Below are 24,996 nucleotides of genomic sequence, written 5' to 3' on the forward strand. Positions count from 1 at the left end.
TCAATTACTCACTTTTTGAAAGGTGACTTGTGCAAGGTTGTCACCCTCGAAACGACCAGTACATTCCGCGAGGCCATTACTGCCTGATTTACAGGATATCTCCGGCAATACATGACGGCTCCCGTCATCACATCGTGCGTTACCCCGACTCTTTATCATCAGGGTGCCAGATTGCTGAAGGCCCGAAAAAACGTCAGCCTTACAGAGGACATTATCGCTGTTGAACAACCTTACGGTACCTTTGTTATTGATGATGCGGTAACGCAAGGCCGGAGGTTTACCGGCGATCGGTGAACTGAACTGCACCCGAGCCTGCCAGGTGCCATTAAGAAATTTGGTTGAGCCCGTTTTTAACTGCTCTGGCGGGATAACCAATGCGCCTTTAACGGGAGGCGTGACTGGGGGAGACGCGGGTTCTGGCACGTCAGCAACAGGGGGGATAACCTCTGCCAGCATCAGAGGTAAGGCGGAAGCTGGGACATTTGTCTGGATGAGAGGTTGCGCTGACACCGCCACGTCAGGCATTTCTGTCAACGTTTCACTGGTACGGTGTTGGGTATAAACATAACCGCTACCCACCAGAATGACCAGCACGACGAAGGCCACTGCTGCAGATAACTTCCCGCGTGATTTCTGCACATTAATCCGGGGCCTGGGGGAGGCTACCACACCCGCTTCCTCGGATATCATGGAGGGCTCACGGGTTATCTCTTTCACCTGGACTGGTTCGGCAGGCGCGGGTGTCAGAGGCGTTGTGGTTTCTCGTGGCTCACGGACTTTCAGGCAATCAAGCACATCCCCTTTGGGGTGCTCATTTTGATTGATGAATCCCCAGAAGGTAATAACAGGTTTATCACCCACCAAATAGATATACTGGCTGCCCGGAAACTGGAAAGCATTTCCCAACAGCGAACCGAATAATCGCAGGGCGGTTTTTTCACTGCGCTGGCACTGAAGGCCGAGTAAGTTAACACTTGTCAGACAATGTTCAAGGTAGTGTAGTGCGGCGCTCCGTTGATCTTCACTGGCAGCGGCCCAACTGGTTATCTTACCGGGGACAGGTGCATACCAGTCAATGCGACTGCCACTCTCATTGCTTTGTGGAATAGCCAAGGTATCAGCGGCAGCTTGCTGCTTGCGCAAACGTAGGGTTTCACGGATTTGTAGGGCTGAGTCAAACACAGCCTGCCCATTTTCCCCCAGAGACAGAAAGTTGTCCGGGCATCCGCTGCGCAATAATGAGTTTATCACGTTATTCATCCTGCTCTTGATAGCTCGACCGAGAGCCATCTTCATCGTCCCATTTTAACGACTTGTCCTTAAGTCAAACGGGTAAAGAGATGAACAAATAGATAAATTATCAGGCTATTGAATTGCTGCCAGGGCAACAACCCTCTGTATTTTTAGCGGGAGAGGTCACTGGTAAGGGTTTTCTCTTTATCATTCAGTTAAGCTATTATTTATCATGGATCGCAGGCTGTAACTAAACCACCCGTTAAGGGCAATCGTTGCCCATATTCCATCAGGAGAGAGTCATGGCACATCTGGACGATGTTATCCGGCAGGTTGATGAGACACTGACCCGGCATGTCATTGTTGAAATGAATACATTACTCATTGCGCTGAGTGATGACGACACGTTGCCTCGTGAGCAACGCTATCAGCAACAGCAACGATTACGTACTGCTATCGCCCAGAAAGGGCATCACCACTATCATAAAGAAGAGGAAGACGAAGAAGAAATCCGCCGGGAACAACTGACCAAATGGGGTGAGATCCAGTCGGACTAACTGGGAAATGCACGGATCACCGCCAGGCCGTTATACACGGCTCCGACACAGGCAATGACCAGGAGTATCCAGGAGGATATCAGCGTTATTGCTCGCTGGTGGTCAGGGCTGACCCAGTGTTTAATGGCCAGAATGTAGAATGATAGTATGGCAAAATCCAGTACCAGCCAGATCAAGGCCAGGACCAGCACGCTGGTGCTGAAACTGGCCGTAACGGTGATGAACTGTGGGAAAAAAGCGACAAAAAACAGAATATCTTTCGGGTTTGATAAACCAGTAATAAAACCACCCCATACCCCGCTCTTGTAACCCCCCGTTGATGCCTTGCCTGGTGTGTTTATTGGCATCATGATCCCCTGTAATGCCAGATACCCAATATAAAATGAGCCAGGCAAGCCCAGTATGGCGAGACTTAAGACACTCAATGTCATGACACCGTTGAGCATCAGTATGGCCAGCGCCATTAACACGAATGATGCCCCATTGGTTCCTATTACTGTGGCCAGTGCCCGGCGGCTACCTGAGCTGGCCGCAATGCGGGTCACCAGGGCGACTACGGGGCCGGGGGTCATGATTAGCAGTATCACTGCCAGTATATAAGTACCTAACAAGGGTGTGTTCATCAGTAAAATCCTCCAGTGGAACGGGCCCCGGATGCATTTTGAGTGGATTTCATCGGGAAAGCGGGGGGTAAAGTGACTGACGGTGATTTTCACTGAAGAGAGGAAGATTGAAAAGCGGATAAAACTGCGCTTCAATGTGAGTAAAACTCAATATAGGGCTGTGCTATGTCACTTCCTCCACTGTATGCCCTACGGGCTTTTGAAAGTGCTGCCCGACTGGGATCTTTTAGCCATGCGGCAAAACACCTTAATGTGACGCCGGGCGCGATCAGCCGACATATCCGAACACTGGAACACTATTTTGATTGTGTGTTGTTTGTTCGTAAGGGCCCTAAAGTGGATATCACTCAGGCGGGGTGCAGGCTGGCAGCACAACTCGAAGAAGGTTTTCGTCATCTGGAACAAGCCTGTCATGCTTTCCGTCGACATCAACAAGATATTCGGCTCAAGGCGCCGTCAACACTCACCATGCGCTGGCTATTAAATACATTACGTCTTTTCCGTGAGCACAATACGTTACCCAGGGTACAGGTTTCCAGTGTCTGGATGGATACAGATACGGTGGATTTTACGAAGGAACCTTATGACTGTGCTATTTTGCTGGGTAAAGGGCAATACGGGCAACATGTTGAAAGTCATCTTCTGTTCGATGAATGGCTCATTCCGGTCTGTGCGCCGGACTTGGTGGCACAGGCGCAGCAAGATTTATTCACTTGCGAGCTTATCCATCCCTCACCGGATGGCCGAGACTGGCGGCGCTGGCTCAAACGAACAGGCGCTTTCCCCGGGATGAATGTTACCAGGGGAATGGTATTTGATACCCTTGAGCAGGGTAATATGGCGGCTGCCAGTGGGCATGGTGTGTCCATGGGGGATTTGCTGTTGAGCCAGGATGCTATTCATAGCGGAATGCTGGCGTTGCTATTTTCTCAGGCTATTGCCACCGGTGACAGTTACTATTTTGTTTGTCCTGAAGGGACGTTAACCCATAAAAACAGTCTGCAACTGTATCAGTATCTTAAAGCCTGCGTACCGACGGGTATACCAGAAGGGGTGGAATGCCTGGGGGCGGAGACTGGGATGTGAGTCCATGAAGGCGGAAAAAGACGACACTGGCCGCAACGTCGCGGCCGTTTGTGTCATACATCGGCTATATCAGCAGTGATTAATCGGTCGAATGTATTTATTGTCTTCAGCCATACGGGCAACCCGATACTTATGGGGGGGGACTGAAAAGTAGTTCTTGAAGGTTCTGGTTAACGTCTGTTGTGACTCGAAACCATAACGTTCAGCTAAGTACAAAATAGGCTCATTACTATCTTGCAGCTTCAGTGCTATCTCTGTCAGCTTACGATTTCGGATATATTGCCCCAATGAGTATCCCGTCTCTTTCTTAAACATTCTCTGTAGATGCCATTTAGAATAACCTGATCGCTGTGACACTCTTTCCAGGGAGAGAGGACTTTGCAGATTATTTTCTATCCAGTCTAAAATGCTATGAATAGTGATTGCATCGTTGTTTTGTCTGGACATAGTGCTACCTCTTTGCAGGTTTACGGCAGTATCTTTGTAAGTAATTTATAGAGTGTTTCTACTTCGTCATCGGTCAAATTTTTTGTCAGTTCATTGTGTAAACTTAGCCCGACAGTGCAGTGGCATTGCTGGCAAAGTTCGGCACCTTTTGGCGTCAGACTTACCAGAATTCCACGTTTATCCTTAGGATTCGGCAAACGTGTCACCCATCCTTTGCATACCAGACGGTCAAGCATTCGCGTCAAAGCCCCTAAATCGACAGAGAGGATTTTTTTCAGCTCGACCGGCGAAATATTGGCCTGGTGATGAATGGAGCAGAGCACTTTTAACTGAGCAGCAGTAATATCGAGTGAGTATAATGCGTCGTTTAACAAACGTTCGGTATGCTGGCCGACGGTATGAATCAATCGCTCCAGGGGGATCATTTCGTTAAACAAATCACAGTTCTTATCACGACTCAAAATATTTGCCCAGGCAAGTAATTAGTAACGCCAGATACTATTTAGTATGAAACTATATGTCAATCTGGCGTTATGTCAGATGCCACAAATAGCTAAAAGATGAAAATAGATATTACAAGGTACCTAAATAACAGGATTGAGTTGGCTACTTCTCGCTGAAAATGGAACGCATATGATTGAATTATTACAGGTCATCGGGCTTGGGCTTGTCGTCCTACTACCACTGGCTAACCCACTGACAACATTAGCACTATTTCTTGGTCTGACCGGGAATATGAATAAGCAACAGCGTGATCGTATTGCTTATATGACGTCACTTAACGTCTTCATTATCATGATAGTGGCATACTATGCTGGCCAGGTGGTGATGAATACCTTTGGCATTTCAATTCCTGGCTTGCGTATTGCTGGTGGCCTTATCGTGGCCTTTATCGGTTTCAGGATGCTGTTTCCAGCCCCTAAACCAATCCCTTCTGCTGCGTTAGCGAAAGAGTTGGCAGAGGAACAAACCGAAGACATTGATACCAATATCGCTTTTGTCCCCCTGGCGATGCCCAGCACGGCAGGGCCAGGTACTATTGCCATGATAATCAGTTCTGCCTCAGCGGTGAGGCAAAGTGATGATTTTGCACCCTGGGTACTCACCATTGCCCCACCACTTATTTTTCTGATAGTGGGTTTGATTTTATGGGTCAGCTTGCTGTGCTCAGGGTCAATTATGCGAGTGATGGGTAAAGGCGGGATTGATGCGATCTCACGGATGATGGGCTTCTTGCTGGTCTGTATGGGGGTCCAGTTTATTATTAATGGTATTCTTGAGATTATAAAAACCTACCCAGTCTGACGGTTTGATGCCCGCTCTCCAGTGATGGGGGAGCGGGCATCGGTTAGCCAGCCGTTTTTACAAGCGCCAGCGGCGAAAGATAATCACTGACAATATAAATGCCGCCAAGGCAGGAATCGCGCCAATATAACCCACATCTGCCATTGACAGGTGTAAGCTCACTTGATTGCCCAGCAACGCCCCGGCGCCAATCCCAATATTAAATATCCCCGAAAATAATGACATGGCGACATCTGTCGCATCTGATGCCAGAGACAGAACCTGGGCTTGTATTGACAGGGTGATGACCATAAATGCAACCCCCCAGAATACACTTAATGCAATAAGGCGATTTTCGCCTGATGCCGCAGGCAACAGGAGTACAAGGCATAACACCAGTAAGGCAATGGCACAGCTGAGTAGCTGAGGGGCATATTTATTCCCTAACTTGCCAAACAGCATACTGCCAATGATGCCGGCAGCCCCAAGGATCAGTAATAAGAACGTGGCAAAATTTTCGCTCAGATTAGCAACGTTATGTATGAAAGGTTCAATATAACTGTATGCGGTGTAATGCGCGGTAACTACGATAGCTATGAGCAAATAAAGGCTTAATAAGGCCGGGCGATGAAACAACACCGGTAAACTCGCGAGTGATCCTGAGTGTTCACTTGGCAGTTTTGGCAACAGACGAGTCAGGCAGATGAGCGTCAAGGTGGCGATGACGGCAATAACCAGGAAAGTGGTTCGCCAGCTAAAATACTGCCCGATAATGCGGCCAATAGGTAATCCCATGACCATCGCCAGAGCGGTGCCGGTAGCGATTATACTCAGTGCCTGCGCTTTTTTGCCTGCGGGAGCCATCCGCAGCGCCAGAGATGCGGTAATAGACCAGAAGATGGCATGGGCGAAGGCCACGCCGATACGACTGATGATCAACACGGTAAAATTCCAGGCGAAGGAGGAGAGAATATGGCTCGCAATAAACAGAACAAAGATGGCAATCAATAAACGGCGGCGCTCAACTTTGGCCGTTAATAACATAAAGGGCAGGGAGGCGAGTGCAACGACCCAGGCATAGATGGTCAGCATGATGCCAACCTGCGCAGTTTGCATATCAAAGCTTTGGGCTATATCTGACAACAAACCGATAGGCGCAAACTCTGTGGTGTTAAATATAAATGCGGCAACGGATAGCATGAAGACCCGTAGCCACGCAGTTCTACGGGACACGATATTTAAAGGCATTGATGAATTAGCTGACCAGTGAGGGATAAGTATGGAAATGATAGGGGGCTATTTGCATGCATACAACCCATTTTGTGATTTACATCTTAGTTTCAGAGCCAGGTAAGTCATTTTTATGTGACAACGTCACAAAAAATGACGTTCAATAAAAGTCTGTAATGAATGTGTGTATCTGTTCAACAAAAAAGTTTAATTTGTTGATTCTTTATTTAACGGTTTGAAAAAAATCATGAAATTAACGCGTTAACCGTGTTAATGCATAACGAAGAGTGAAATATTTTTGTCATAATTGCTGGTTACACTGGCGCAAAATGTCATCTTGTTTAAGATAATCATGCTGATAAGTAAAACTTTTCGTCAACTAAAGTCGTTCATTGCGGTATTTTTTCTGCGTCGTGAATTTGGCCTTTTAGGCGGTATAGTGAGTGTTATCGCCTTATTCTCCTTACTCCAGCTTTTTTCCACTTTATTACTGTCCAATATTTTACGTAATACAGAGATCAGTGTGGTTGATAGCCAAAAAATCCATGATCAACAAGTGGTAATGGAACAAGCACGCAGTTCACTATTAATGACCAGCGACTTATTGAATCGGGCTGGTATTTATTTCCTTCAGGATGAAAAGGTGGGTTCAGTAGGAAGCTGGGAAAGCCTGGTTGAAGAAGCCGATGCCTCCTTAAAAAAATCTCAGGAAAGCTTCCGGGCCTGGGAAAAATTACACCCGACAGAATCCGCGCATTTAGCCCAAAACTATAAGATGCTTTTCGATGGGTTGCAGGAGCAGTTAGACGGATTGCAAAAATCATCTTCCCTTGATAGTTTTTTTGCCGTGCCTGTTCAGGCATTTCAGAGTGCTTTTAACGACAGTTATGCTCGCTATCAACAAGATAATGAGCAATTAACCGAATCATCAGGGCAGGTTTTATTACAAAGCCTGGGGCGGGCACAGCAGCTTTTTATTTTTGTGTTAGGGATCTTGCTGTTCGTGGCCGTCACAGTCTGGTTTACCGTTGGCCGGTGGGTCATCTTTCCATTACGTTCTTTAATTAAACATTTGCATGTGATGGCCGCGGGGGATTTATCCCGTCTTCCCAACGTGATGAATACCAAAAATCGGGAAGTCAGACAGCTTTATGACAGTATACTGGTTATGCAGCAGGGCCTGCAGCAGCTTGTTGTTGAAGTCCGAGAGTCATCTTCCACCTTACTGTCAAACATTGGCCAACTGGCCGAAGGGAATAACGAGTTGTCTCAGCAGTCTTTTAGTCAGGAGCAGGAACTCGCCCGGGTAGTACAACATATCGATTTCCTGGCTTCCCTAGTGCAGGAAAATAATCAGTATGCGCTCCAGGCCAATCACCGGGCTCAGGAAACCCGGGAAATGGTTGTTGGCGGCGACCGTATGATGCAGACGGTAAACACGTCAATGCAGGATATTGTGAGCCGATCCGCAGAGATGGAAGGGATCGTCTCAATGATAGAGAATGTCGCTTTCCAGACCAATATTCTGGCGCTCAATGCCGCGATTGAAGCGGCCCATGCCGGGCATCAGGGGCGCGGTTTTGCCGTCGTCGCGCGCGAAGTCGGTTTGCTGGCTAAACAAAGCAGTGAATCGACACAGAAAATTCAGTCTCTGATTAGTCATTCACTACAAGGGATTGAACATGGCAATAATGCTGTCACTCAACTTGAACAACAGTTACGGAATGTCATTTCGGAAGTGGTACGACTGAGTAGCTTACTTAACGATATATCCACGGCTTCGGCTGATCAGGATACCAGCGTTTCTCATGTCACTGAACGGATCACAACGCTTAATCAGGCCGTTAATAAGACCGGTATGCTGATTAAAGCCTCGACTGAGACATCACAGCGTTTGTTGAGTGAATCCCAGCGACTGGAAAAAGCGGTCACGCGTTTTCAAATGGCCTGTTAGACAAACTAAGGATAGTACTGATCTGTCACTCCTGGCTCTGGTATAATCCGCCGGTTTCGTTACTTCACTCAGGAGTTTATGGTGCCGGCATTAGATAATCAGTTACTGGAAGAGATCCTGGATCAGGTTCGTTCCTTGGTGGGGAAAGGCCGGGTTGCGGATTACATTCCGGCGCTTGCCGCTGTACCCGGCCATAAATTGGGGATGGCTGTTTGTACCCTTGATGGGAAGCTGTTTACCGCCGGTGATGCAACAGAGAGGTTCTCTATTCAGTCCATATCGAAAGTCATGAGCCTGGCGCTGGCGATGCAACGATATGACGAGAATGAGATCTGGCAAAGGGTGGGTAAGGAACCTTCCGGCCAGCCTTTTAACTCTTTGCTTCAGCTTGAACTGGAACAGGGTAAACCTCGTAATCCTTTTATTAACGCAGGCGCGCTGGTGATTTGCGACATGCTGCAAACCCGCCTGAGTGCCCCAAAACAGCGAATGCTGGAAGTCGTACGTTGGTTATCGTCTGCGGATGATTTAACTTATGATGCCCAAGTCGCCCGTTCTGAATTTGAACATTCTGCACGTAATGCGGCTATTGCCTGGCTAATGAAATCCTTTGGCAACTTTGATAACGACGTCACGACAGTGTTAAAAACGTATTTTCACTATTGTGCATTGAGTATGAGCTGTGTGGAGCTGGCCAGAACCTTTGTTTTTTTGGCGAACCAGGGGCGGACACTCCATGCGAAGCCTGTCATCCCCGCGGAACACGCCAGGCAGATTAATGCTATGATGATGACCAGTGGCATGTATGATGGGGCAGGTGAGTTTGCTTACCGTGTCGGACTCCCGGGGAAGTCTGGGGTCGGTGGCGGTATTATTGCTATTGTTCCTAATGAGTTATCCATAGCCGTATGGTGCCCTGAACTTGACCCTTCAGGTAACTCTCTTGCTGGTACTGCGGCGTTAGAAATTTTGTCCAGGCGGATAGGCCGCTCAGTGTTTTAACCACCGGGAACGTTCTATTCTGTAATGATATTCATCGGTAAGCGTAAACAGAGTAGAGTGACAAGAGTCACGGTTAGCAACACCGTAGTGATGATAACCGCTGAGAGTATTCGTTCTGACCGTGATTTCTTTTGCATTACCGTTCCGATGATTGCTTTTAAAAGGGTAAATATAAAACAACTAATTTAAACCCCAGTTAAACTTTATCGAGCTAACCATTAGGAACCGTTACGCATTGTATGTAGTTATGCTTTTAATAGTTACAACATACATTTTATCAGGTGCAATAAAAATAACACCTCAGCATTATACTCTTACTCAGTCTTAATCAGGGACAAAGTCCCTGACATCAGTCAGCACTTTTCTGCGGTTCTCCCATAATGGTATTCAGGGTTGCTTCATCCGGCTTTCCCTGATGCTGCTGGAGCCGGCCATCAGCATTAAGGTAATAAATGGCGGGTGTCACGTTGCCACCTAATTCATCCATTAACGCGAGGTTATTCTTCAGGGCTTCCTCTATGGCCGGGGAAATTTTTTCGGGTGAGCTCAAAACCCATTTTCCTTTGCTGTTTTCATAATCTGCCAGTGTTTTAGACGGGTTTTCTGACATTAATATCCCTGTGGCTTTCTGTCCGCTGTCAGGACGCAACATACCGACCAGCAATACGCGTAACTGGACTTTGCCTGATGTTATCCATGGCTGCGCTTGTTCCCAGAATGCTGTGCAGTAAGGGCAATAAGGGTCGGCAAAAACATACACAATATGGGGGGCTTCTTTTTCTCCGACCGCTATCCAGCGATGGGAGCCCAGGGCGTCCCACATTTTTTTTGCCATAGGTGCATAGACAAATTTTTCAACAACATCATCACTGAGATTACGACCATTGGCATCCACCATATTGCCCATTATGGCGTGTTGCTTATCGGGGGTTAAATAGACAGTAGTTCCTTGCCCCTGGAACTGCATGGCGTAACCAGGCAACCCTCCAGGCGCTGTAAACTCGCCTTTTAACTCAAATCCTTGTTTTTCAAGTGCTGTAATAGGGGCAGGGAGTGGGGCAGCGGAGGTTCCTGCCGACACCAAAAGGGAGAAGGTAAGTACAAGTGTGTGGGCTTTATTCATTGACACTCCTGACCTAAAAAAGCCGCTGGTAGTAGAAAAGTCCCTGTTATTTATGAAAACTTCTCTTTATCAATTGGGCGGCGCAATGTCTGTTCAAAAATGAGTATCCCAACAGAGAGGGATAAAGTCGAGATCAGTTTTTCCCCGGTGTGACAGTCTCTTTCACTCAATATTTCAAGTTGTAATACAAAAATGGTCGTCTATTTTTCGGTTGTGACACCTTCAATGAACAATCTACATTTGACCTGCATTTACAACAGGAGAATGTTATGGATTTTACTGCGTTGCATTATCAAACCACCCCCCTGGTTATAGCCAATGTCTGGGATGCCTGTAGCGCAATAGTTGCACAGCAGGCCGGGTATCAAGCTTTAGGGACGTCCAGTGCAGCCATTGCCGCGACCCTGGGATATGATGATGGAGAAGTTATACCTTTTGAGGCGCTATTGTTTATTGTTAAACATATTAAATCTGCCAGTAGCCTTCCTCTGAGTGTGGATGTGGAGGCAGGATTTGGTCATTCAGCTCTTGAAATAGCTTCAAACCTTAAGTCTCTGGCCGAGCTTGGTGTTGTGGGTATTAACCTGGAAGACAGCAAGGTGACTGATGGTGTCAGAAGCATTGAAGAGACGGAATCTTTTGCTACTAAACTCCGGGAAATTCGGCATCACCTGTCAGCAATTAATATTTCGTTATTTATTAATATTCGCACGGATACCTTTCTTCTCGGCAGGGAAAATGCGTTAAAAGAGACGCTTTATCGTGGTCACTTGTATACTCAGTCTGGCGCCGATGGATTGTTCGTGCCTTGCATGACCGATGCGGCAGATATCGATATCGTTGCCAGAGAGCTGAAACTCCCATTGAATGTCATGTGTATGCCCGGATTACCCGACTTTACCCATTTGATGGCGCTGGGAGTGCAGCGTATTTCAATGGGTAACATCATTCATGACAAACTTCAGCAATACCTGAGTCATCTTATGTATCTGATACAGTCCCGGCAGTCCTTCAGTGGAGTCTTGCACGATGAAAGTTACTGATGAACAGCAATGTGATACCTGGTACCAGGCGTTGCTTAACCGTGCCCCGCAATACACGGGGGTCTTTTTTGTCGGCGTAAAAACCACGGGAGTCTTTTGCATTTCTGTCTGTCGTGCAAGGAAGCCGAAACGTGAGAATGTCGAGTTTTATCACGATGTCAAATCAGCCCTTGCAGCAGGTTTTCGCCCCTGTAAAGTTTGTCGCCCGACAGAAAATGCACACACGGCACCGTCGTTTATTAAGGAAGCGCTCGAGCTGGTTCGTGAAAGGCCCAAAATGCGTGTTACTGACGCTGATTTGCGACTATCAAATATTAGCCCGGAGCGCGTTCGCCGCTGGTTTTTACAAAATCATGGTCTGACTTTTCAGGCCTTTCAGCGAATGCAGCGCATTAACACGGCCCTTCAGGAATTGAAAGGGGGGCGCTCGACCACTGAGGTTGCTTTTGATAATGGTTATGAATCACTCAGTGGTTTCGGTTACACCTATAAGAAAATCACGGGTTCTGCTCCCAGTATTTTAAGGCAAGTGATTATGATTCATCGTTTTACCACGCCGCTCGGGCCGATGTTTGTCTGTGCCTCAGAACAAGGGGTCTGCTTACTGGAGTTTACCGATCGTCGCATGCTGGAGACAGAATTTCGTGACTTACAGCGATTATTAAAAGGGCCAATTATCGCAGGTGAAAACGATCATACCAGGCAGGCAGTAAAAGAGATAACTGAGTATTTTTCTGGTCATCGTCAGCAATTTACAATGGCGCTGGATTTACCTGGCAGCGAATTTCAGCGTAAAGTCTGGCAGGGGTTGTCTGGTATCCCTTTTGCGACAACGACCTTTTATCAGGCACTTGCTGAAGATATTAATCAACCACTGGCTATACGTGCCGTGGCTGCGGCGAATGGCGCAAACCGGGTGGCGATAGTGATACCCTGTCATCGAGTTATAGGTAAAGATGGATCAATGACAGGGTACGGTGGCGGCATAGCACGTAAAACATGGCTGATTGAGCATGAAAAAAACGTTGCGGACAGCGTTAACTCGTCGTGAACCCATCAATCCGGCAAGCAATCGAAAGACTCGGCGGGAAGACTTACCCGATTCTGTCAGGGCGAAATATCGCAGGGAGAAGGTTGCTCCCCCAACAGAAGAAACGCCGCATCATCTTGATTCGTTCGTCTTTTGTTTTACAACGTAAGTGACAATGTCACACGCAGCCGAGTGCTGTATCTCTAATTGTTGATTGTCACCTCAGTCTGCAACCAAGATTGAAAGGCCCGAAGCGCCATATCATGGGTTTCAGGTCCCGGAGGCGTTATAAGGCAGAATGTTTTACTCAAGGTGTCCGATGCCAGCCAGGGAGAGACAAGAACCCCACTGTTAAGCTCATTTTCGATGTACATCCGCGGCAGCAGGGCTACTCCCTGGCCATTGAGAGCTGCCGCGATGGCCATTTCATGCAGATCATAGCGTGGCCCCCGGGCTGGATTATCAATAACCACGCCACTTTCCTGGGCATAGCGATACCAGGCGTCCGGGTTCTGGCGGCGATGGATCAGCGGCAACACATTCAGTTGTTCGGGAATATTACCATTCGAGAGCAAAGCAGGATGACAAACAGGTATCAGTCGTTCCTGAAACAGAACAGAGATATTCATGCCTGCCCATGCAGGATCCTCAAAGTGAACCGCTGCATCAAAGCCACTCCCACTGAGAATGAACGGGTCAGTTCTGGCGGCTATATTCAGTGTAATCTCGGGATGGCGCTTCTTGAAACGACTCAACCGCGGAATAAGCCAGCGGCTGGAAAACGTTGGCAGGGCAGCAATGTTAAGGTGGCTGTTTTTTTTATGCATCCCGCTGATATATTGGGTATCTCTGTCCAGACGTTCAAGTATTTCTCTTACCTGATCGGCGTAGTGCTCCCCGACGGAATTAAGCTGTATACGACTTCCCGCACGGTCAAATAACTGGCAGTTTATCAACGATTCAAGGCGCGCAATCTGCCGGCTAACCGCACCTTCGGTCAGTGAAAGCTCTACCGCAGCACGAGAAAAATTATTGTGTCTTGCGGCTGCTTCAAAAATCTGTAATGCAGTTGTGCTGGGAACCTTCTTGCGCATATAAACTGTTTCCAATGTCGGCTCAATCATGATCAATGACTAAATGTCACTGATTAATGAGATATTATCGCTTTATAAATTAAAATTCTCCACTTAGCATGACGAAAAGTCACTATGCGGCAACATCCCGCCATTCACTCAACCAGGGTAAAATTTAAATGCTTGATGCCGTAGCCCCTCTTTATGCTCATGACCCATCTTTCATTTCACGTCAAGTGGGTGATTTTTTAATTACCGCTCTGAGTGACGGTGATATGGCTGCCAGCCTGGAGCTTCTGTCGGGTATTGAAATATCTGATGCCGGGGATATTCAGCGCAGTAATGGTATTACTGAGCCCGATAATATCCATATTAACTGTTACCTTATTCGCGGCCGGGGACGCGTCATTCTGGTTGATACCGGTACCGGGGGATTGAATGGCGCAGGGGGATTGCTCCTGGAAAATCTTAAACAGCTCGGTATATCTCCTGCTGATATCGACACCCTTTTATTGACACACGGGCATCCTGACCATATAGGAGGCTTGCTGGATAAAAAAGGTTGCCCCATTTATAAAAATGCGGAGCTTTATTTGCATCCACAGGAGGCTGAGTTCTGGACTGATGATAACAGGCTACAGAGCGCAGGTGAGCGAGAATTACGTCAAATATCCTTGGCGCGCCGTACTCTTGATGCTTACGCAGAGAAATTACGATTCACCGACGGTGATGAAATCATTGAAGGTATTCAGTCTGTATGTTTGCCTGGACATACGCCTGGTCATATTGGCTTCCAAATCACTTCAGATAATGTAACCCTGCTGATATGGGGCGATATTGTCCACTATCCCTACATTCAGACAGAACACCCGGCAGTTTCTATCCGTTTCGATAATAATCCCGTTCAGGCGGAAGAAACTCGGAAAAAAATTCTGGGACAGGTAACTAAAAATAACTGGCTAGTGGCGGGCATGCACCTGGGAGAAGAAGGATTCGTATATATCGGTGCCACTGCGGAGGGATATCATATTAGCAACATTGAAGAATACGGGCATTAATGGGAGGCTACTTGTGAAACGAAAAACATCCTACGCTACGGATGTTTTTTAGACAGAATGAAGTACTATGCCGTGAAATACTCCGCTAAAATCAACTGGTTCACCTGCCAGACAATGTAAGTTTTGCCCAGGCTGCTGCATTGCCGGTTGCCTATGGTACGGCTTGGCGAATGATGCAGCGCATTGGTCAGATTCAACCGGGTGAAAAGGTACTGATCCTCGGCGCCAGCGGTGGGGTCGGTGTTTGCTGCTTGCAACTTGCGAAGCTAGCAGGAGCCACAGTGATTGCCTGCGCGGGCAGTGAAGAAAAGGGACAACGCTTACGGGAACTTGGTGCTGATGAGATCATCCTTTTCGGCATGCAATTTATCCAGCAGAGTAGGGAAGGCTCACTGTTGATCAAAGCAGGTAAAGCGACAGTTCGCATAGCCCCAGCGACCTATTTTAATTCACGCTTTGGTGACCTGCCATCTGATTATGATGGTACAACTCGGATGGTCGCACTCAGTCTAAAAACTGATTCATTGAATAAAGTTAAGCAAGTTTTGTTACAGGGTAACGTTTCTTTTCGTGAGTATCCAGAAGAAATCATAGTAGAAGCAGACAACGCCTTTAACCTCGCACTGCGTTTTCATTTATAAGTCCACAAGGGCGGTATGATGATGCCGTCCAAGCCCAGAGTCGTAATGACCACATTCCGAATATGTTAGCAATCTTTCAGACAGGATGTGCTATACGCAAATTTCATGATGATGGTACATATCAATCCCAATCGCAGCCACACATAATAAATAAACATCCAGCCTTATTTGATGCGTATGTAGGTTGAGAGTTACCGGTTTTGATATGGGTGTCGAATCCTTATATAAAACACGAGGTAACTCTCGTGCACCATACTAACAATCCGGTCATCAAACACAAAGCCGAGTAGCACATAACATTTTTCATGCTGCCAGACGGGTTTTGTTTTTAGCGGCCGTACAGCGAAGATTGGGCTGACGGTCGGAGACAAAAGACAGTTTCAGCGACCAGACACCGTTAAAACCCATATGAGGGATTTATCCAGCCAGAATGCTGGATTCTACCTAACCTTACGTTGGTGCGCATAATGTATATTATGTTAAATGACATTCGCAGGACTATTACTTCATAGTTCACTTGTTCAGTCACAGAAATCAGTATGTTGAGAATTTTGAGACACTGCCCTTTTATTCCATTAGGTCATCGTACATTTACTTCATCTCATTCGGAATGTTGGGTGTTTCTATGTACAAACTTACCCAAATTGTAAGTTTGTAGTGGTCAACTAAAACTGACCACCGTGTTAGGTTTGCCCTGTATCGCTTTTCTGACTCGTCTGTCGGTAACCACACCCAACGAGTTCGGGAGAGCTAACGGTCTGATTATGATCTGTTATCAATCCAGCTGAAATATGATTCACACTCTTCTGATTCATCCTGTCATCTCAGGGGCATCATTTAAATATCCTTCCCCATATTAAGTCTATGAGTTCCATTCATAGCGCCTATTTAAGCCGCGTAATTATCTTTAACTACAACTTCGTTAATCTGGTTATGTGGAAGTGACTACCGCTGATGGACATGCCCCGGCCCTCCGCGGCCAGGGCATCATTGCCAGGGCATCATTGGAGGCTAACTTTTGTAAAGCCTTGTTAACTTACTCAGGCACCCAATATGTCTCGAATCAGATTAGGAGAGGATTATGGCGCATGATCCCAACCGCAGAATGTTAATCACCGCACTTGCCGGGCTCACGCTGGCGAACGTTTCTTTGGCATCAGCGGCGAACGGAACCGCAAACGTGCAGGGTAAAAGCCGTGTTCTGGTAGCGTACTTTTCCCGTAGCGGAAATACACGGGTGATTGCGGGTGTCATTCACCGCAGCCTGAATACCGATCTGTTTGAAATTGAACCGGCTACACCTTATCCGGAAGATTACTTCCAAACCGTTGAACAGGCGAAAAATGAGCGTGAACGAGAAGTCAGACCCGCATTAAAAAATAGCGTCGTAGATATATCACGCTATGAGACTGTGTATTTAGGCTTTCCTGTCTGGGGAACCAGCATCCCTCCCCTAGTACAAACGTTTCTTAGCAGCCACAACCTTGCAGGAAAATTACTCATCCCTTTCGTGACTCACGGTGGCTACGGTAAAGGAGACAGCGACGACATCCTTGCCAGTCTCGCCCCAACTGCGCGTCGGGAAAAACCGCTGGTCATTGAATGCGACCAGGAGCGAAGAACCACTGAAACGGTAACAAGTTGGTTAGAGACAATACGCAGTTAATCGTCCGCATTCATGAGTCGGCCCAATAAGGGCAATCAGGAGTGCTAAATAATTAACGCTGACAACTCAGATATGATTGAACGGCAAACATAACAGAGGATGTAATCTTGAAGACAATCTTAAAAACGCTGGCAATATGCGTAATGGCGGGTAGCCTGGTGGCGCAGTCAGTATACGCCGAGCCACTGGTCATCCAGGACCAGGGAAGCTTTTCTGCTGGCGGGACTATCACCACCGCGCCTGGTAAATTTGACCCGAAAAAGCCGCTGAACTCTGCTGGCCAAACTTATCATGGCGATCATGCTTCTGTCTTCTACCAAATCCCGGAAAATCCGCATAAATATCCTATCGTTATGCTGCACGGCGCTGGTCAGTTCTCTCGAACCTGGGAAAGCACGCCGGATGGCCGTGAAGGATTCCAGAACATATTCCTGCGTCGCGGTTTTTCAACTTATCTTGTCCACCAGCCACGTCGGGGCAACGCCGGGCGCACGACGGTAGAAGGAACTGTTTCGCCAAAACCGGATGAGCAGATGTGGTTTAATCAGTTCCGTGTTGGTGTCTGGCCTGAGTATTTTAAAGGCGTTCAGTTCTCTCACGATAAAGAAGCACTGAATCAGTATTTCCGTCAGATGACCCCGAATACCGGGCCGTTTGATATCAATGTCATCTCTGATGCGATGTCCGCCGTCGTGGATAAATCTGGCCCGGCTATCCTCTTCACCCACTCTCAGGGTGGTGGACCCGGCTGGTACACGGCGATGAAAAACGACAAGGTCAAAGCCATTGTCGCCTTTGAACCTGGCAGTAGTTTTGTCTTCCCGGAAAAAGAGCTCCCTGCCCCTATGCCCAGCGCGTTCGACACGCTGAAGGGTGAGCCTGTGCCAATGGAGCAGTTTATGGCACTGACCAGAATCCCGATTCTGATTATTTACGGCGATAACATACCGGATAAACCGGTAGCTATGCCCGCACAGGACAGCTGGCGCGTACGTCTGGCGATGGCCCGGGAGTGGCGTGACGTGGTGAACAAGCATGGCGGGGATGTGACCGTTATTCACCTTCCTGACGTAGGAATCAAAGGGAATACCCACTTCCCGTTCTCTGACATGAATAATGTACAAATTGCTGATTTAGTGAATAAATTCCTGAAGGAAAAAGATTTGCAATAAAAAGAGATCATATTGCGTCTTCATCACTGATAGCTCAATACAAACTTGAACGAATAGTGGAACCAGGACAATCTGAGGTTTGTGGTCGGATCTATTCAAAACAGCCGGATATCCGGCTGTTTTATTTCATACTGCACGGGTGACGCCACCATCAATGCGAATATTCTGACCAGTAATATACCCGGCGCCCTCCGATAGCAGGAAAGCGATGGTCGCTGCAATTTCTTCAGTCTTGCCGTACCGTTTCATTGGTACGCTGTTGCGCCTTTCTTCGGTTGCCGGAAGACTGTCAATCCATCCGGGCATGACATTGTTCATGCGGACATTATCTTTTGCATATTTGTCAGCAAAAATCTTAGTGAAACCGGCCAGGCCGGCACGAAACACCGCTGAAGTAGGGAAAATGTCAACGGGCTCAAATGTCCAGGCTGACGAGACATTGACAATAACGCCCCCACCCTGTGCCACCATGACGGGTGTAATAAGGCGCGCAGCACGGACAGCATTGAGGAAATAGATTTCCATTCCTTTATGCCAGTCTTCGTCCGTCAGATCGAGAATATCTGCCCGGGGACCATGACCCGCCGAATTGACGAGACCGTCAATTCGGCCCCACCGCTGCATAACAAGGTCGACTAAACGCTGCAAGTCTTCATCTGACTGGTTAGACCCCGTTAATCCAATACCTCCCAGTTTTCGGGCAAGATCCTCGCCTTTACCAGATGATGAGAGTATTGCAATCTTGTGTCCATCTTGCGCCAGCCTGCGGGCCGTTTTAGCACCGATACCTGACCCACCTGCGGTAATAATTACCACTTTTTCTACAGCCATAATGGTTTTCTCTCCTTATAAAAAAACTATTCTGTCAGGAAAACTGTGTATTATCGCACTATAAATAAACGTCATGGATGTAGAAAAACTACAGGGTTAATTTATGTTGCTGTCTCGCAGGGCTTTGCCATCACTGAATGGTTTACGTGCTTTTGAAGCCTCCGGGCGAAAACTAAGTTTCCGTGCTGCAGCAGAAGAATTGGGCGTGACACAAGGCGCGGTCGCGCAACAAATTCGTGCACTGGAGGATCATCTGGGGCTTAAATTGTTTTATCGCCTTCCCAAGGGACTTTCGCTTACTCAACAAGGTACAGCTTATCTTGCTGACGTCACTCGTGCTTTTGATACCCTTGTGGAGTCAACCAGCCGATTGCAGGCACGTCCGGATGTCGTAACAATCAGCGTGACGCCAACCGTTGCCGCAAAACTGATAATCCCCCTCCTGGGAGAGTTTCAGGCTGCCTTCCCCGGCATAGAACTACGAACCGTCGCCACAGAGACCCTGGCGGATTTTGATCGCGATCAGGTCGACATCGCCGTGCGGTTGTCCCGGGCCCCATTACCTTCAACGATGGAAGGAGAACTGCTTTTTCGTCAGCACCTGATAGCTGTAGCCTGCCCACGCCTGCTTGAAAATATCGCTCTGCCTTTGGCCGCAAGTCAGATAAGTACATTTCCGCTGTTGCATGACACTAATAACTGCTGGCCAGATTTTTTACAGACCGCCGGAAAGCCTCCCGGGGCACTATTTAACCAGACGACACTTGCTCTTGATGCAGCAATGGCCGGACAGGGTGTCGCGCTGGCTTGCGAAGTTTTTGTTGCTGCTGACGTTAAAGCAGGCAGACTGGTCATGGTCGCAGACGCGGGTAATGTTGAAGGTGATTATTATCTGGTACGAAAACGTGCGAGTGTCAATAGTAAAGCGGCACAAGCAGTATGGGAGTGGTGTTTAAAACACCTCAGGCATATTTCCCGGGAATGATATTCACTGCGGGGCGATGAACACTGTATTCACTTGCAGACAGACGCTGCTTCCGGGCAAAAGACGCGCAACCGTTATTGTGCCAACAAAGAGCAATAATCAGCCATTCTGTGTGCCGCTGTTATCTGTTATACAAGCCTGGAGACCGCTTTCAGGTGGTTAAAAGGCAAGTATTTATTCTGAAAACATCACCATCACGAGACGATTTTTCTAGCAGTGGGATGATGATGCATGACGGTGGCGATAACGAGCTGTGGCAAGACGAGCACCGCAGCTCGCAGAACACCAGATACGATCCCCCCGCCGCGATCTGTCGACAAAAAGCACCGGACACTGGGTACTGGCACATTCGCGGATCCTGTCACGCAGCGGCCCGCTGAGTAATGTTACCGCGTCCCTCGCAATTAAGGCCAGAACCTGATGCTGGGTCACCCTCGTGTATGGGTCAAGACCTGTACCCTGGCTATCCAGAGCCACGGGAGGTGGAGCCTTCCCGGCCCAGCCATTAATACATGCGAGTTCTGCTGATGGTGGGATGTCACCCCGACGTACCGCTTGCACAACGACATAAATTGCCGCACGCAGTTCGCGCATCTGCACCAAGTCTTCTTCGGATATTGGCTGAACGGGCTGGGGCAGGTCAACATGATGCAGCCAGTCACGCCAAATATCTTCATTCATAATGCGTTCAAAACGTCTTCGCGTCCATTCCCCGAGTGTCTCTACCAAGTATAGCGCCAGACATCCCGCCCGAAATTTCAAACTTAACTCTTTCTCAGTAACGGCAGGAAGCGATACAGGTTCCACTGCCGTATTTTGCGGCGGTGGCGTTATCGCGGGAAAAGGTATTTTCATGATTTTCCTGCCTAAAATAGTCTGTTGTGTGGGTTTTGTGCGCGCAGGCAGACAGAATCTTAATGCAGAGTATAAAACTTTGTAGTGATTTGCGTTACCAAATTCCTTCATAAGGTTATCCAGAATTGATGTTTGTCTATCCAGGATCAGATTCATATAGTCGTGTCATGTATTTAATCCATGACACGACTATATGACCACAATCATTAACGATACAACCGCAGCGGTGCCATATAAGCCTCGTCCCCCCCGCCGGTGGTGGAGAGCCCTGCGTGGATGGCTTTCAACGCTGGTGCTGGTGCTAATTTGGTATGTTTTTTCAGCAACAGGATATCTCAATGCCCGGGTGTTACCTGGCCCTGATCGTATTCTCATGAAAGCGCTGGAATTAATGCTTGATGGCACCCTCCCCCAGGCATTGTGGGTCAGTTTGACTCGTGTCTTTTGGGGGGCATTGTTAGGCATTGCCGTAGGTTTAAGCGCCGGACTTATCGCCGGGTTTTCCCGGCTGGGTGAAGATATGTTAGATAAACCCATGCAGATGATCCGCACCATTCCGTTCACCGCTTTAGTACCGCTCTTTATTCTATGGTTTGGCATCGATGAAACACCCAAGATATTGCTGGTGGCACTCGGCGTGATGGTTCCACTTTATGTCAACACGTTTGGCGGTATTCGCAACGTGGATATTAAGCTGGTGGAAGTGGCACGAGTCGCACAGATGGGACGTTTTGCGATCGCCTTTCAGGTGTTATTACCTGCTGCCTTGCCCACACTACTCTTGGGTCTGCGCTTTGCTTTGGCTCTGGGATGGATTGCCATCATCGTCGGAGAAACGGTGGGGGCTAACTCCGGCATTGGCTTCCTGCTTACCTCTGCCAGGCAGTTTGTGCGCACCGATATCATGATGGTCTGCGTGTGCCTGTACGCCCTGCTGGGTTTATTCACGGATTACTTAGTTCGTCTCTTGGAGAAATGGTTATTGTGCTGGCGGGTTGCTTACGCCGGGTGATGACACGTTTTACTTATAACAACATGTAAATTTGCCTGTTCGAGGAAAAAAGAATGACGGTTATCGTTGGCGTACATCCGCAGAATCCCTCCCTGTCGATTCTTGCCCGCAGGAAGACACAAACAGAAGCCCTGCGTGATCAGGGGATCGATTTCTTCATACACTCCGCCGGGGCACAGACCTTACCGTTGGTACGTTTAGGCGTGATACAGCTTGCAGGAACCGGTGCTACGCCGCCGCTTTTGGCAAGTGATCAGGGGCTGGATATTGCTGTATTCGGTATGTCAGGGTCGCGAAAGGAAAAAGGAGGCCTGGTCGTTCACCGCGATTCCCCTATTAACAGCCTGCAGGATTTGGTCGGTAAAAATATTGCCCTGATGCCGATCTCCTGGCATCAGCAATTTCTTGCCGCAGAACTGGACTATGCGGGGTTGCATTGGCATGACGTTAATGCGGTGGAGTTATTGCCTGCCACCGCAGGTGATGCATTGGTTGCTGGGCTACTGGACGCCATGGTCACAACAGACCCACTCTACTCCACGCTTGCCTCAAAAATCCCTTTGCGCGTATTAGCCAGCCCCGGCGTGCATTTTTCTAATCGTTCGGTTTACTGGGGAACTCATGAAGTGCTGGAACAACGTCCCGAGGTAGTCAAGGCGTTATACGAAGCCTTGGTCATTTCTGATAAGGCTACTGAAGATGACCCATTCGAAGCGGCAAGGTTGCTGGATGGTGTCAACGGGAATAGTGCCGAGCAGTGGTTGCCCGCACTCCAGTCCCGCCCCTGGGGGATAACGCCGCCAGATGACAGTTTTCTTTCTGAGCAGCAGTTACACGCTGATCTGTTCGCGAAATATGGTTTGCTTTCCGGCGGTCGAGATATTAGTGACACTGTCACAAATAGGTTCGCTGTTTCTTCTTCAGTTAACTAATGCGGAGTATGTAATGGAAGTATTATGGTATTTAACTGGCCCGGATGGGCGTTACCCCTGGCGTCCTGATGGTGCGCGGACGTTAACCTATCCCTATTTTCAGCAACTGGCCAGAGCCGTTGACCATTTGGGGTTCACAGGGGCATTACTGGCCACAGGGGCGCACGATGCCTGGGTTCAGGGTGCTTCACTAATCCCCTACACCGATGATTTTCAACACCTGATAGCGGCCCATCCTCCGTTACTGTCCCCCACATTGCTGGCGAAAATGATCACCACTTTTGATCAATTTTCTCGCGGGCGGCTGCGGGTGAATATCGTCAATGGTGATGCGAAACTGATGGCGCAGTATGGCGTACATTTAAGTCACGACGAACGTTACGCTTACACAGATGAATATCTGACAGTATTAAATGCCCTGTTGCGTGGTGAAACGGTCACCTTCAAAGGGAAATATATTAACGTCGTAAATGCCGGAGTGCCCCTGCCCCCCTATCAACAACCTCGGCCTCCATTGTGGTTTGGCGGTTCTTCTCCGGCCGCTCATGAGGTAGCAGCCAAACATATTGATACTTATCTGTCCTGGGGAGAAACCCCGCAACAAGCCGAAGAGAAAATACGCGATGTACGCAAATTAGCAGCCAAATATGGGCGGGCGGACAAGATTAAATTTGGTATTCGTCTGTATGTCATTGTTCGAGAAACGGAACAGGCAGCCTGGGCTGCGGCACAAGATCTGTATGACCATATGGATGAGAAATCTATCGCCGGGGCACAGAGTTATGTCTCCGGGATTGACTCCGTTGGCCAGCAGCGTATGTCCGCGTTGCATCAAGGCAATAAGCCCAAGGATCTGAGGGAACTGGAAATTGCCCCGAATTTATGGTCCGGGATTGGATTGGTCAGACACGGGCCGGGCACAGCGTTGGTGGGGAGTGCGAGTCAGGTTCTGGCGCGTATCCAGGATTATCGCGATGCCGGTATTGATGTTTTTATTGTATCCGGAATGCCTTTACTGGAAGAAGCTTATCGTTTCGCTGAATTAGTTTTACCTCATCTGCCGGTTGCCCGTAAGACGGACGCAGGCATCACCTCGGCCTGGACTAAAGAAAGAGACACAGCATGGAAAAATCTGGTTTGAACCCTTCAGCAGCACTAAACATTCGAGGACAGGCGCGCCGTAAATTGATCCGCTTCCTTGGTACCGGCATCGCCACACTTTGGGTCGCGGCGCATTGTGGCCTGGCCAGCGCACAACCAACCCCCGCAGTAGCGGATACCGGTACTGTGCGTATATCCCCGTTACAGGCTTTTAATTTTTTAACCCTCGCCCAGCTGGATGGTTTAATTGACAACCAGGTTAAGTCCGCTGGCGGCCGCGTAGACTGGAAACCGGCCTTCCCTGCTTATGTCCCTACAGCCGAAGCCCTGCGCGGTGGCAGTATTGATATTGGCAGCGGCAGTTCCACGTCCTTTATTAGCGCTGCCGCCGATGATCATGATTTAGTCGTTTTCGCGGTGGAACGCAGTTCAGGCAAAGATCAAGGAATTGTTGCCACCGGGGCGAGTGGGATAAAAACAGTGGCTGACTTGGTTGGCAAAAAAGTGGCCGTCAATCAGGGGGGGACCGGCGAATACTTGTTGCGGCTGGCTCTCGAGCATAATCATATACCCATCGAAAAAGTCAATGTGGTCTACCTTTCCCCTACTGATGCGGCAACCGCGTTTGCTCAAGGACAGGTTGATGCCTGGGCAGTATGGGAACAGTTTTTTGCCATGGGTCAGGCGGAGCCGGGCGCTCGGGTGGTGGCTTACGCCAGTGATATTGGTTCGCTCAATCGTAATGTCCATGTAACAACGCGCAGCTTTGCCCAAGCACATCCATTGTTGGTGCGGGCAGTGTATGACGCCATGCGTAAAGAAGCAGACGAGGTACAGTCCCATCCGGGACGAGTAGCCGAGTTGAATGAAAAGGCCGGCATCCCCAAAGAAGTGGCGGATATTATTCGCCAGGTTCCCCCCTCAACCATAGTGCCCGCGGACGATACAACGCTGAAAGAGTTCAACGAAATCGCAGACTTTTACACCCGCAGCGGCATGGCCACAAAGCGGATCGATGTGAACAACAGTCTGTACAATGTGGCACAGCAGGAGTGAGA

At 48.5% G+C, this 24,996-nt stretch carries 25 protein-coding genes; 16 read left to right on the forward strand and 9 right to left on the reverse strand.

Translation table 11 applies throughout. The features are described 5' to 3' along the window. The gene (locus JK154_RS02880; RefSeq protein ID WP_211991010.1) at positions 1-1,251 is read right to left on the reverse strand and encodes an SrfA family protein; all 1,251 of its coding nucleotides are present in this window, start codon (positions 1,249-1,251) and stop codon (positions 1-3) included. Positions 1,252-1,535: 284 nt separating this feature from the next. Here JK154_RS02880 and JK154_RS02885 point away from each other — a divergent pair, with 284 nt between their 5' ends. Continuing rightward, a complete protein-coding gene (locus tag JK154_RS02885) occupies positions 1,536-1,790 on the forward strand; it encodes a DUF2526 family protein (protein WP_211991011.1) in 255 nt (84 codons plus the stop codon). Here JK154_RS02885 and JK154_RS02890 read toward each other — a convergent pair. Continuing rightward, positions 1,787-2,413, reverse strand: coding sequence for a LysE family translocator (locus tag JK154_RS02890; protein WP_211991012.1), 627 nt, complete (start codon positions 2,411-2,413; stop codon positions 1,787-1,789). The two genes, JK154_RS02885 and JK154_RS02890, sit on opposite strands and share 4 nt — an antisense overlap. A gap of 165 nt (positions 2,414-2,578) precedes the next feature. On the opposite strand from JK154_RS02890, the gene JK154_RS02895 reads away from it, so the two are divergent. Then, a complete protein-coding gene (locus JK154_RS02895; protein ID WP_211991013.1) occupies positions 2,579-3,499 on the forward strand; it encodes a LysR substrate-binding domain-containing protein in 921 nt (306 codons plus the stop codon). Between the two features lie 69 nt (positions 3,500-3,568). Here the strand turns inward: JK154_RS02895 and marA are convergent, their stop codons facing one another. Both marA and JK154_RS02905 read right to left on the reverse strand, forming a co-directional pair. Further along, positions 3,569-3,946 (reverse strand): MDR efflux pump AcrAB transcriptional activator MarA, encoded by a 378-nt coding sequence (marA, locus tag JK154_RS02900; protein ID WP_211991014.1) that lies wholly within the window; start codon positions 3,944-3,946, stop codon positions 3,569-3,571. A gap of 20 nt (positions 3,947-3,966) precedes the next feature. After that, positions 3,967-4,371 carry a MarR family transcriptional regulator gene (locus JK154_RS02905; RefSeq protein ID WP_211991342.1) on the reverse strand — a complete coding sequence of 135 codons (405 nt, stop codon included), beginning with the start codon at positions 4,369-4,371 and terminating at the stop codon, positions 3,967-3,969. 208 nt (positions 4,372-4,579) lie between these two features. Between JK154_RS02905 and JK154_RS02910 the strand changes: the two genes are divergently transcribed. After that, complete coding sequence (locus tag JK154_RS02910; protein ID WP_211991015.1) at positions 4,580-5,251, forward strand: MarC family NAAT transporter; 672 nt, start codon at positions 4,580-4,582, stop codon at positions 5,249-5,251. A 57-nt stretch (positions 5,252-5,308) separates the two neighbouring features. Here the strand turns inward: JK154_RS02910 and JK154_RS02915 are convergent, their stop codons facing one another. Continuing rightward, positions 5,309-6,478, reverse strand: coding sequence for a sugar transporter (locus JK154_RS02915; RefSeq protein WP_211991016.1), 1,170 nt, complete (start codon positions 6,476-6,478; stop codon positions 5,309-5,311). A 334-nt stretch (positions 6,479-6,812) separates the two neighbouring features. Between JK154_RS02915 and JK154_RS02920 the strand changes: the two genes are divergently transcribed. After that, positions 6,813-8,414, forward strand: a complete 1,602-nt coding sequence (locus JK154_RS02920) for a methyl-accepting chemotaxis protein (RefSeq protein WP_211991017.1) — start codon at positions 6,813-6,815, stop codon at positions 8,412-8,414. A 78-nt stretch (positions 8,415-8,492) separates the two neighbouring features. Further along, positions 8,493-9,416, forward strand: a complete 924-nt coding sequence (glsB, locus tag JK154_RS02925) for a glutaminase B (RefSeq protein WP_211991018.1) — start codon at positions 8,493-8,495, stop codon at positions 9,414-9,416. 349 nt (positions 9,417-9,765) lie between these two features. On the opposite strand, the gene dsbG is transcribed toward glsB, so the two are convergent. After that, on the reverse strand, positions 9,766-10,539 hold the full coding sequence (dsbG, locus tag JK154_RS02930) for a thiol:disulfide interchange protein DsbG (protein ID WP_211991019.1): 774 nt from the start codon (positions 10,537-10,539) through the stop codon (positions 9,766-9,768). 269 nt (positions 10,540-10,808) lie between these two features. Between dsbG and JK154_RS02935 the strand changes: the two genes are divergently transcribed. Together JK154_RS02935 and JK154_RS02940 are read left to right on the forward strand one after the other, a co-directional pair. Then, positions 10,809-11,582: an isocitrate lyase/phosphoenolpyruvate mutase family protein gene (locus JK154_RS02935; RefSeq protein WP_211991020.1), complete on the forward strand. Its 774-nt coding sequence runs from the start codon at positions 10,809-10,811 to the stop codon at positions 11,580-11,582. Beyond that, complete coding sequence (locus JK154_RS02940; RefSeq protein ID WP_211991021.1) at positions 11,569-12,633, forward strand: methylated-DNA--[protein]-cysteine S-methyltransferase; 1,065 nt, start codon at positions 11,569-11,571, stop codon at positions 12,631-12,633. The genes JK154_RS02935 and JK154_RS02940 overlap by 14 nt, the downstream gene beginning before the upstream one ends. Positions 12,634-12,815: 182 nt before the next feature. On the opposite strand, the gene JK154_RS02945 is transcribed toward JK154_RS02940, so the two are convergent. Further along, positions 12,816-13,706, reverse strand: a complete 891-nt coding sequence (locus JK154_RS02945; protein WP_211991022.1) for a LysR substrate-binding domain-containing protein — start codon at positions 13,704-13,706, stop codon at positions 12,816-12,818. A gap of 158 nt (positions 13,707-13,864) precedes the next feature. Between JK154_RS02945 and JK154_RS02950 the strand changes: the two genes are divergently transcribed. The 4 genes from JK154_RS02950 to JK154_RS02965 all read left to right on the forward strand — a co-directional run bounded on the left by JK154_RS02950 (position 13,865) and on the right by JK154_RS02965 (position 18,222). Beyond that, positions 13,865-14,743 (forward strand): MBL fold metallo-hydrolase, encoded by an 879-nt coding sequence (locus JK154_RS02950; protein ID WP_211991023.1) that lies wholly within the window; start codon positions 13,865-13,867, stop codon positions 14,741-14,743. A gap of 170 nt (positions 14,744-14,913) precedes the next feature. Beyond that, complete coding sequence (locus JK154_RS17695) at positions 14,914-15,384, forward strand: zinc-binding dehydrogenase (protein ID WP_249215751.1); 471 nt, start codon at positions 14,914-14,916, stop codon at positions 15,382-15,384. A gap of 1,081 nt (positions 15,385-16,465) precedes the next feature. Next, positions 16,466-17,050: a flavodoxin gene (locus JK154_RS02960; RefSeq protein ID WP_211991024.1), complete on the forward strand. Its 585-nt coding sequence runs from the start codon at positions 16,466-16,468 to the stop codon at positions 17,048-17,050. A 107-nt stretch (positions 17,051-17,157) separates the two neighbouring features. Continuing rightward, positions 17,158-18,222, forward strand: a complete 1,065-nt coding sequence (locus JK154_RS02965) for an alpha/beta fold hydrolase (RefSeq protein WP_211991025.1) — start codon at positions 17,158-17,160, stop codon at positions 18,220-18,222. Between the two features lie 126 nt (positions 18,223-18,348). On the opposite strand, the gene JK154_RS02970 is transcribed toward JK154_RS02965, so the two are convergent. After that, entirely contained in the window at positions 18,349-19,053 is a 705-nt protein-coding gene (locus JK154_RS02970) for an SDR family oxidoreductase (protein WP_211991026.1), read from the reverse strand. A gap of 103 nt (positions 19,054-19,156) precedes the next feature. Between JK154_RS02970 and JK154_RS02975 the strand changes: the two genes are divergently transcribed. Then, positions 19,157-20,038, forward strand: a complete 882-nt coding sequence (locus JK154_RS02975; RefSeq protein ID WP_211991027.1) for a LysR substrate-binding domain-containing protein — start codon at positions 19,157-19,159, stop codon at positions 20,036-20,038. A gap of 210 nt (positions 20,039-20,248) precedes the next feature. Here JK154_RS02975 and JK154_RS02980 read toward each other — a convergent pair whose 3' ends face one another. Beyond that, entirely contained in the window at positions 20,249-20,893 is a 645-nt protein-coding gene (locus JK154_RS02980) for a CGNR zinc finger domain-containing protein (RefSeq protein WP_211991028.1), read from the reverse strand. Between the two features lie 193 nt (positions 20,894-21,086). Between JK154_RS02980 and JK154_RS02985 the strand changes: the two genes are divergently transcribed. From JK154_RS02985 to JK154_RS03000, 4 genes are read left to right on the forward strand one after another with little or no spacing between them, the layout of a single operon-like run. Beyond that, positions 21,087-21,905, forward strand: a complete 819-nt coding sequence (locus JK154_RS02985; RefSeq protein WP_211991029.1) for an ABC transporter permease subunit — start codon at positions 21,087-21,089, stop codon at positions 21,903-21,905. A 53-nt stretch (positions 21,906-21,958) separates the two neighbouring features. Continuing rightward, complete coding sequence (locus JK154_RS02990) at positions 21,959-22,837, forward strand: ABC transporter substrate-binding protein (protein ID WP_211991030.1); 879 nt, start codon at positions 21,959-21,961, stop codon at positions 22,835-22,837. A gap of 13 nt (positions 22,838-22,850) precedes the next feature. Beyond that, the gene (locus JK154_RS02995) at positions 22,851-23,978 is read left to right on the forward strand and encodes an LLM class flavin-dependent oxidoreductase (RefSeq protein ID WP_211991031.1); all 1,128 of its coding nucleotides are present in this window, start codon (positions 22,851-22,853) and stop codon (positions 23,976-23,978) included. Next, positions 23,960-24,994 (forward strand): aliphatic sulfonate ABC transporter substrate-binding protein, encoded by a 1,035-nt coding sequence (locus JK154_RS03000; RefSeq protein ID WP_211991032.1) that lies wholly within the window; start codon positions 23,960-23,962, stop codon positions 24,992-24,994. The genes JK154_RS02995 and JK154_RS03000 overlap by 19 nt, the downstream gene beginning before the upstream one ends. Positions 24,995-24,996 lie beyond the last annotated feature (2 nt).

Source organism: Citrobacter sp. JGM124, from assembly GCF_018257795.1.
In the GTDB taxonomy this organism is placed as follows: Bacteria; Pseudomonadota; Gammaproteobacteria; order Enterobacterales; family Enterobacteriaceae; genus JGM124.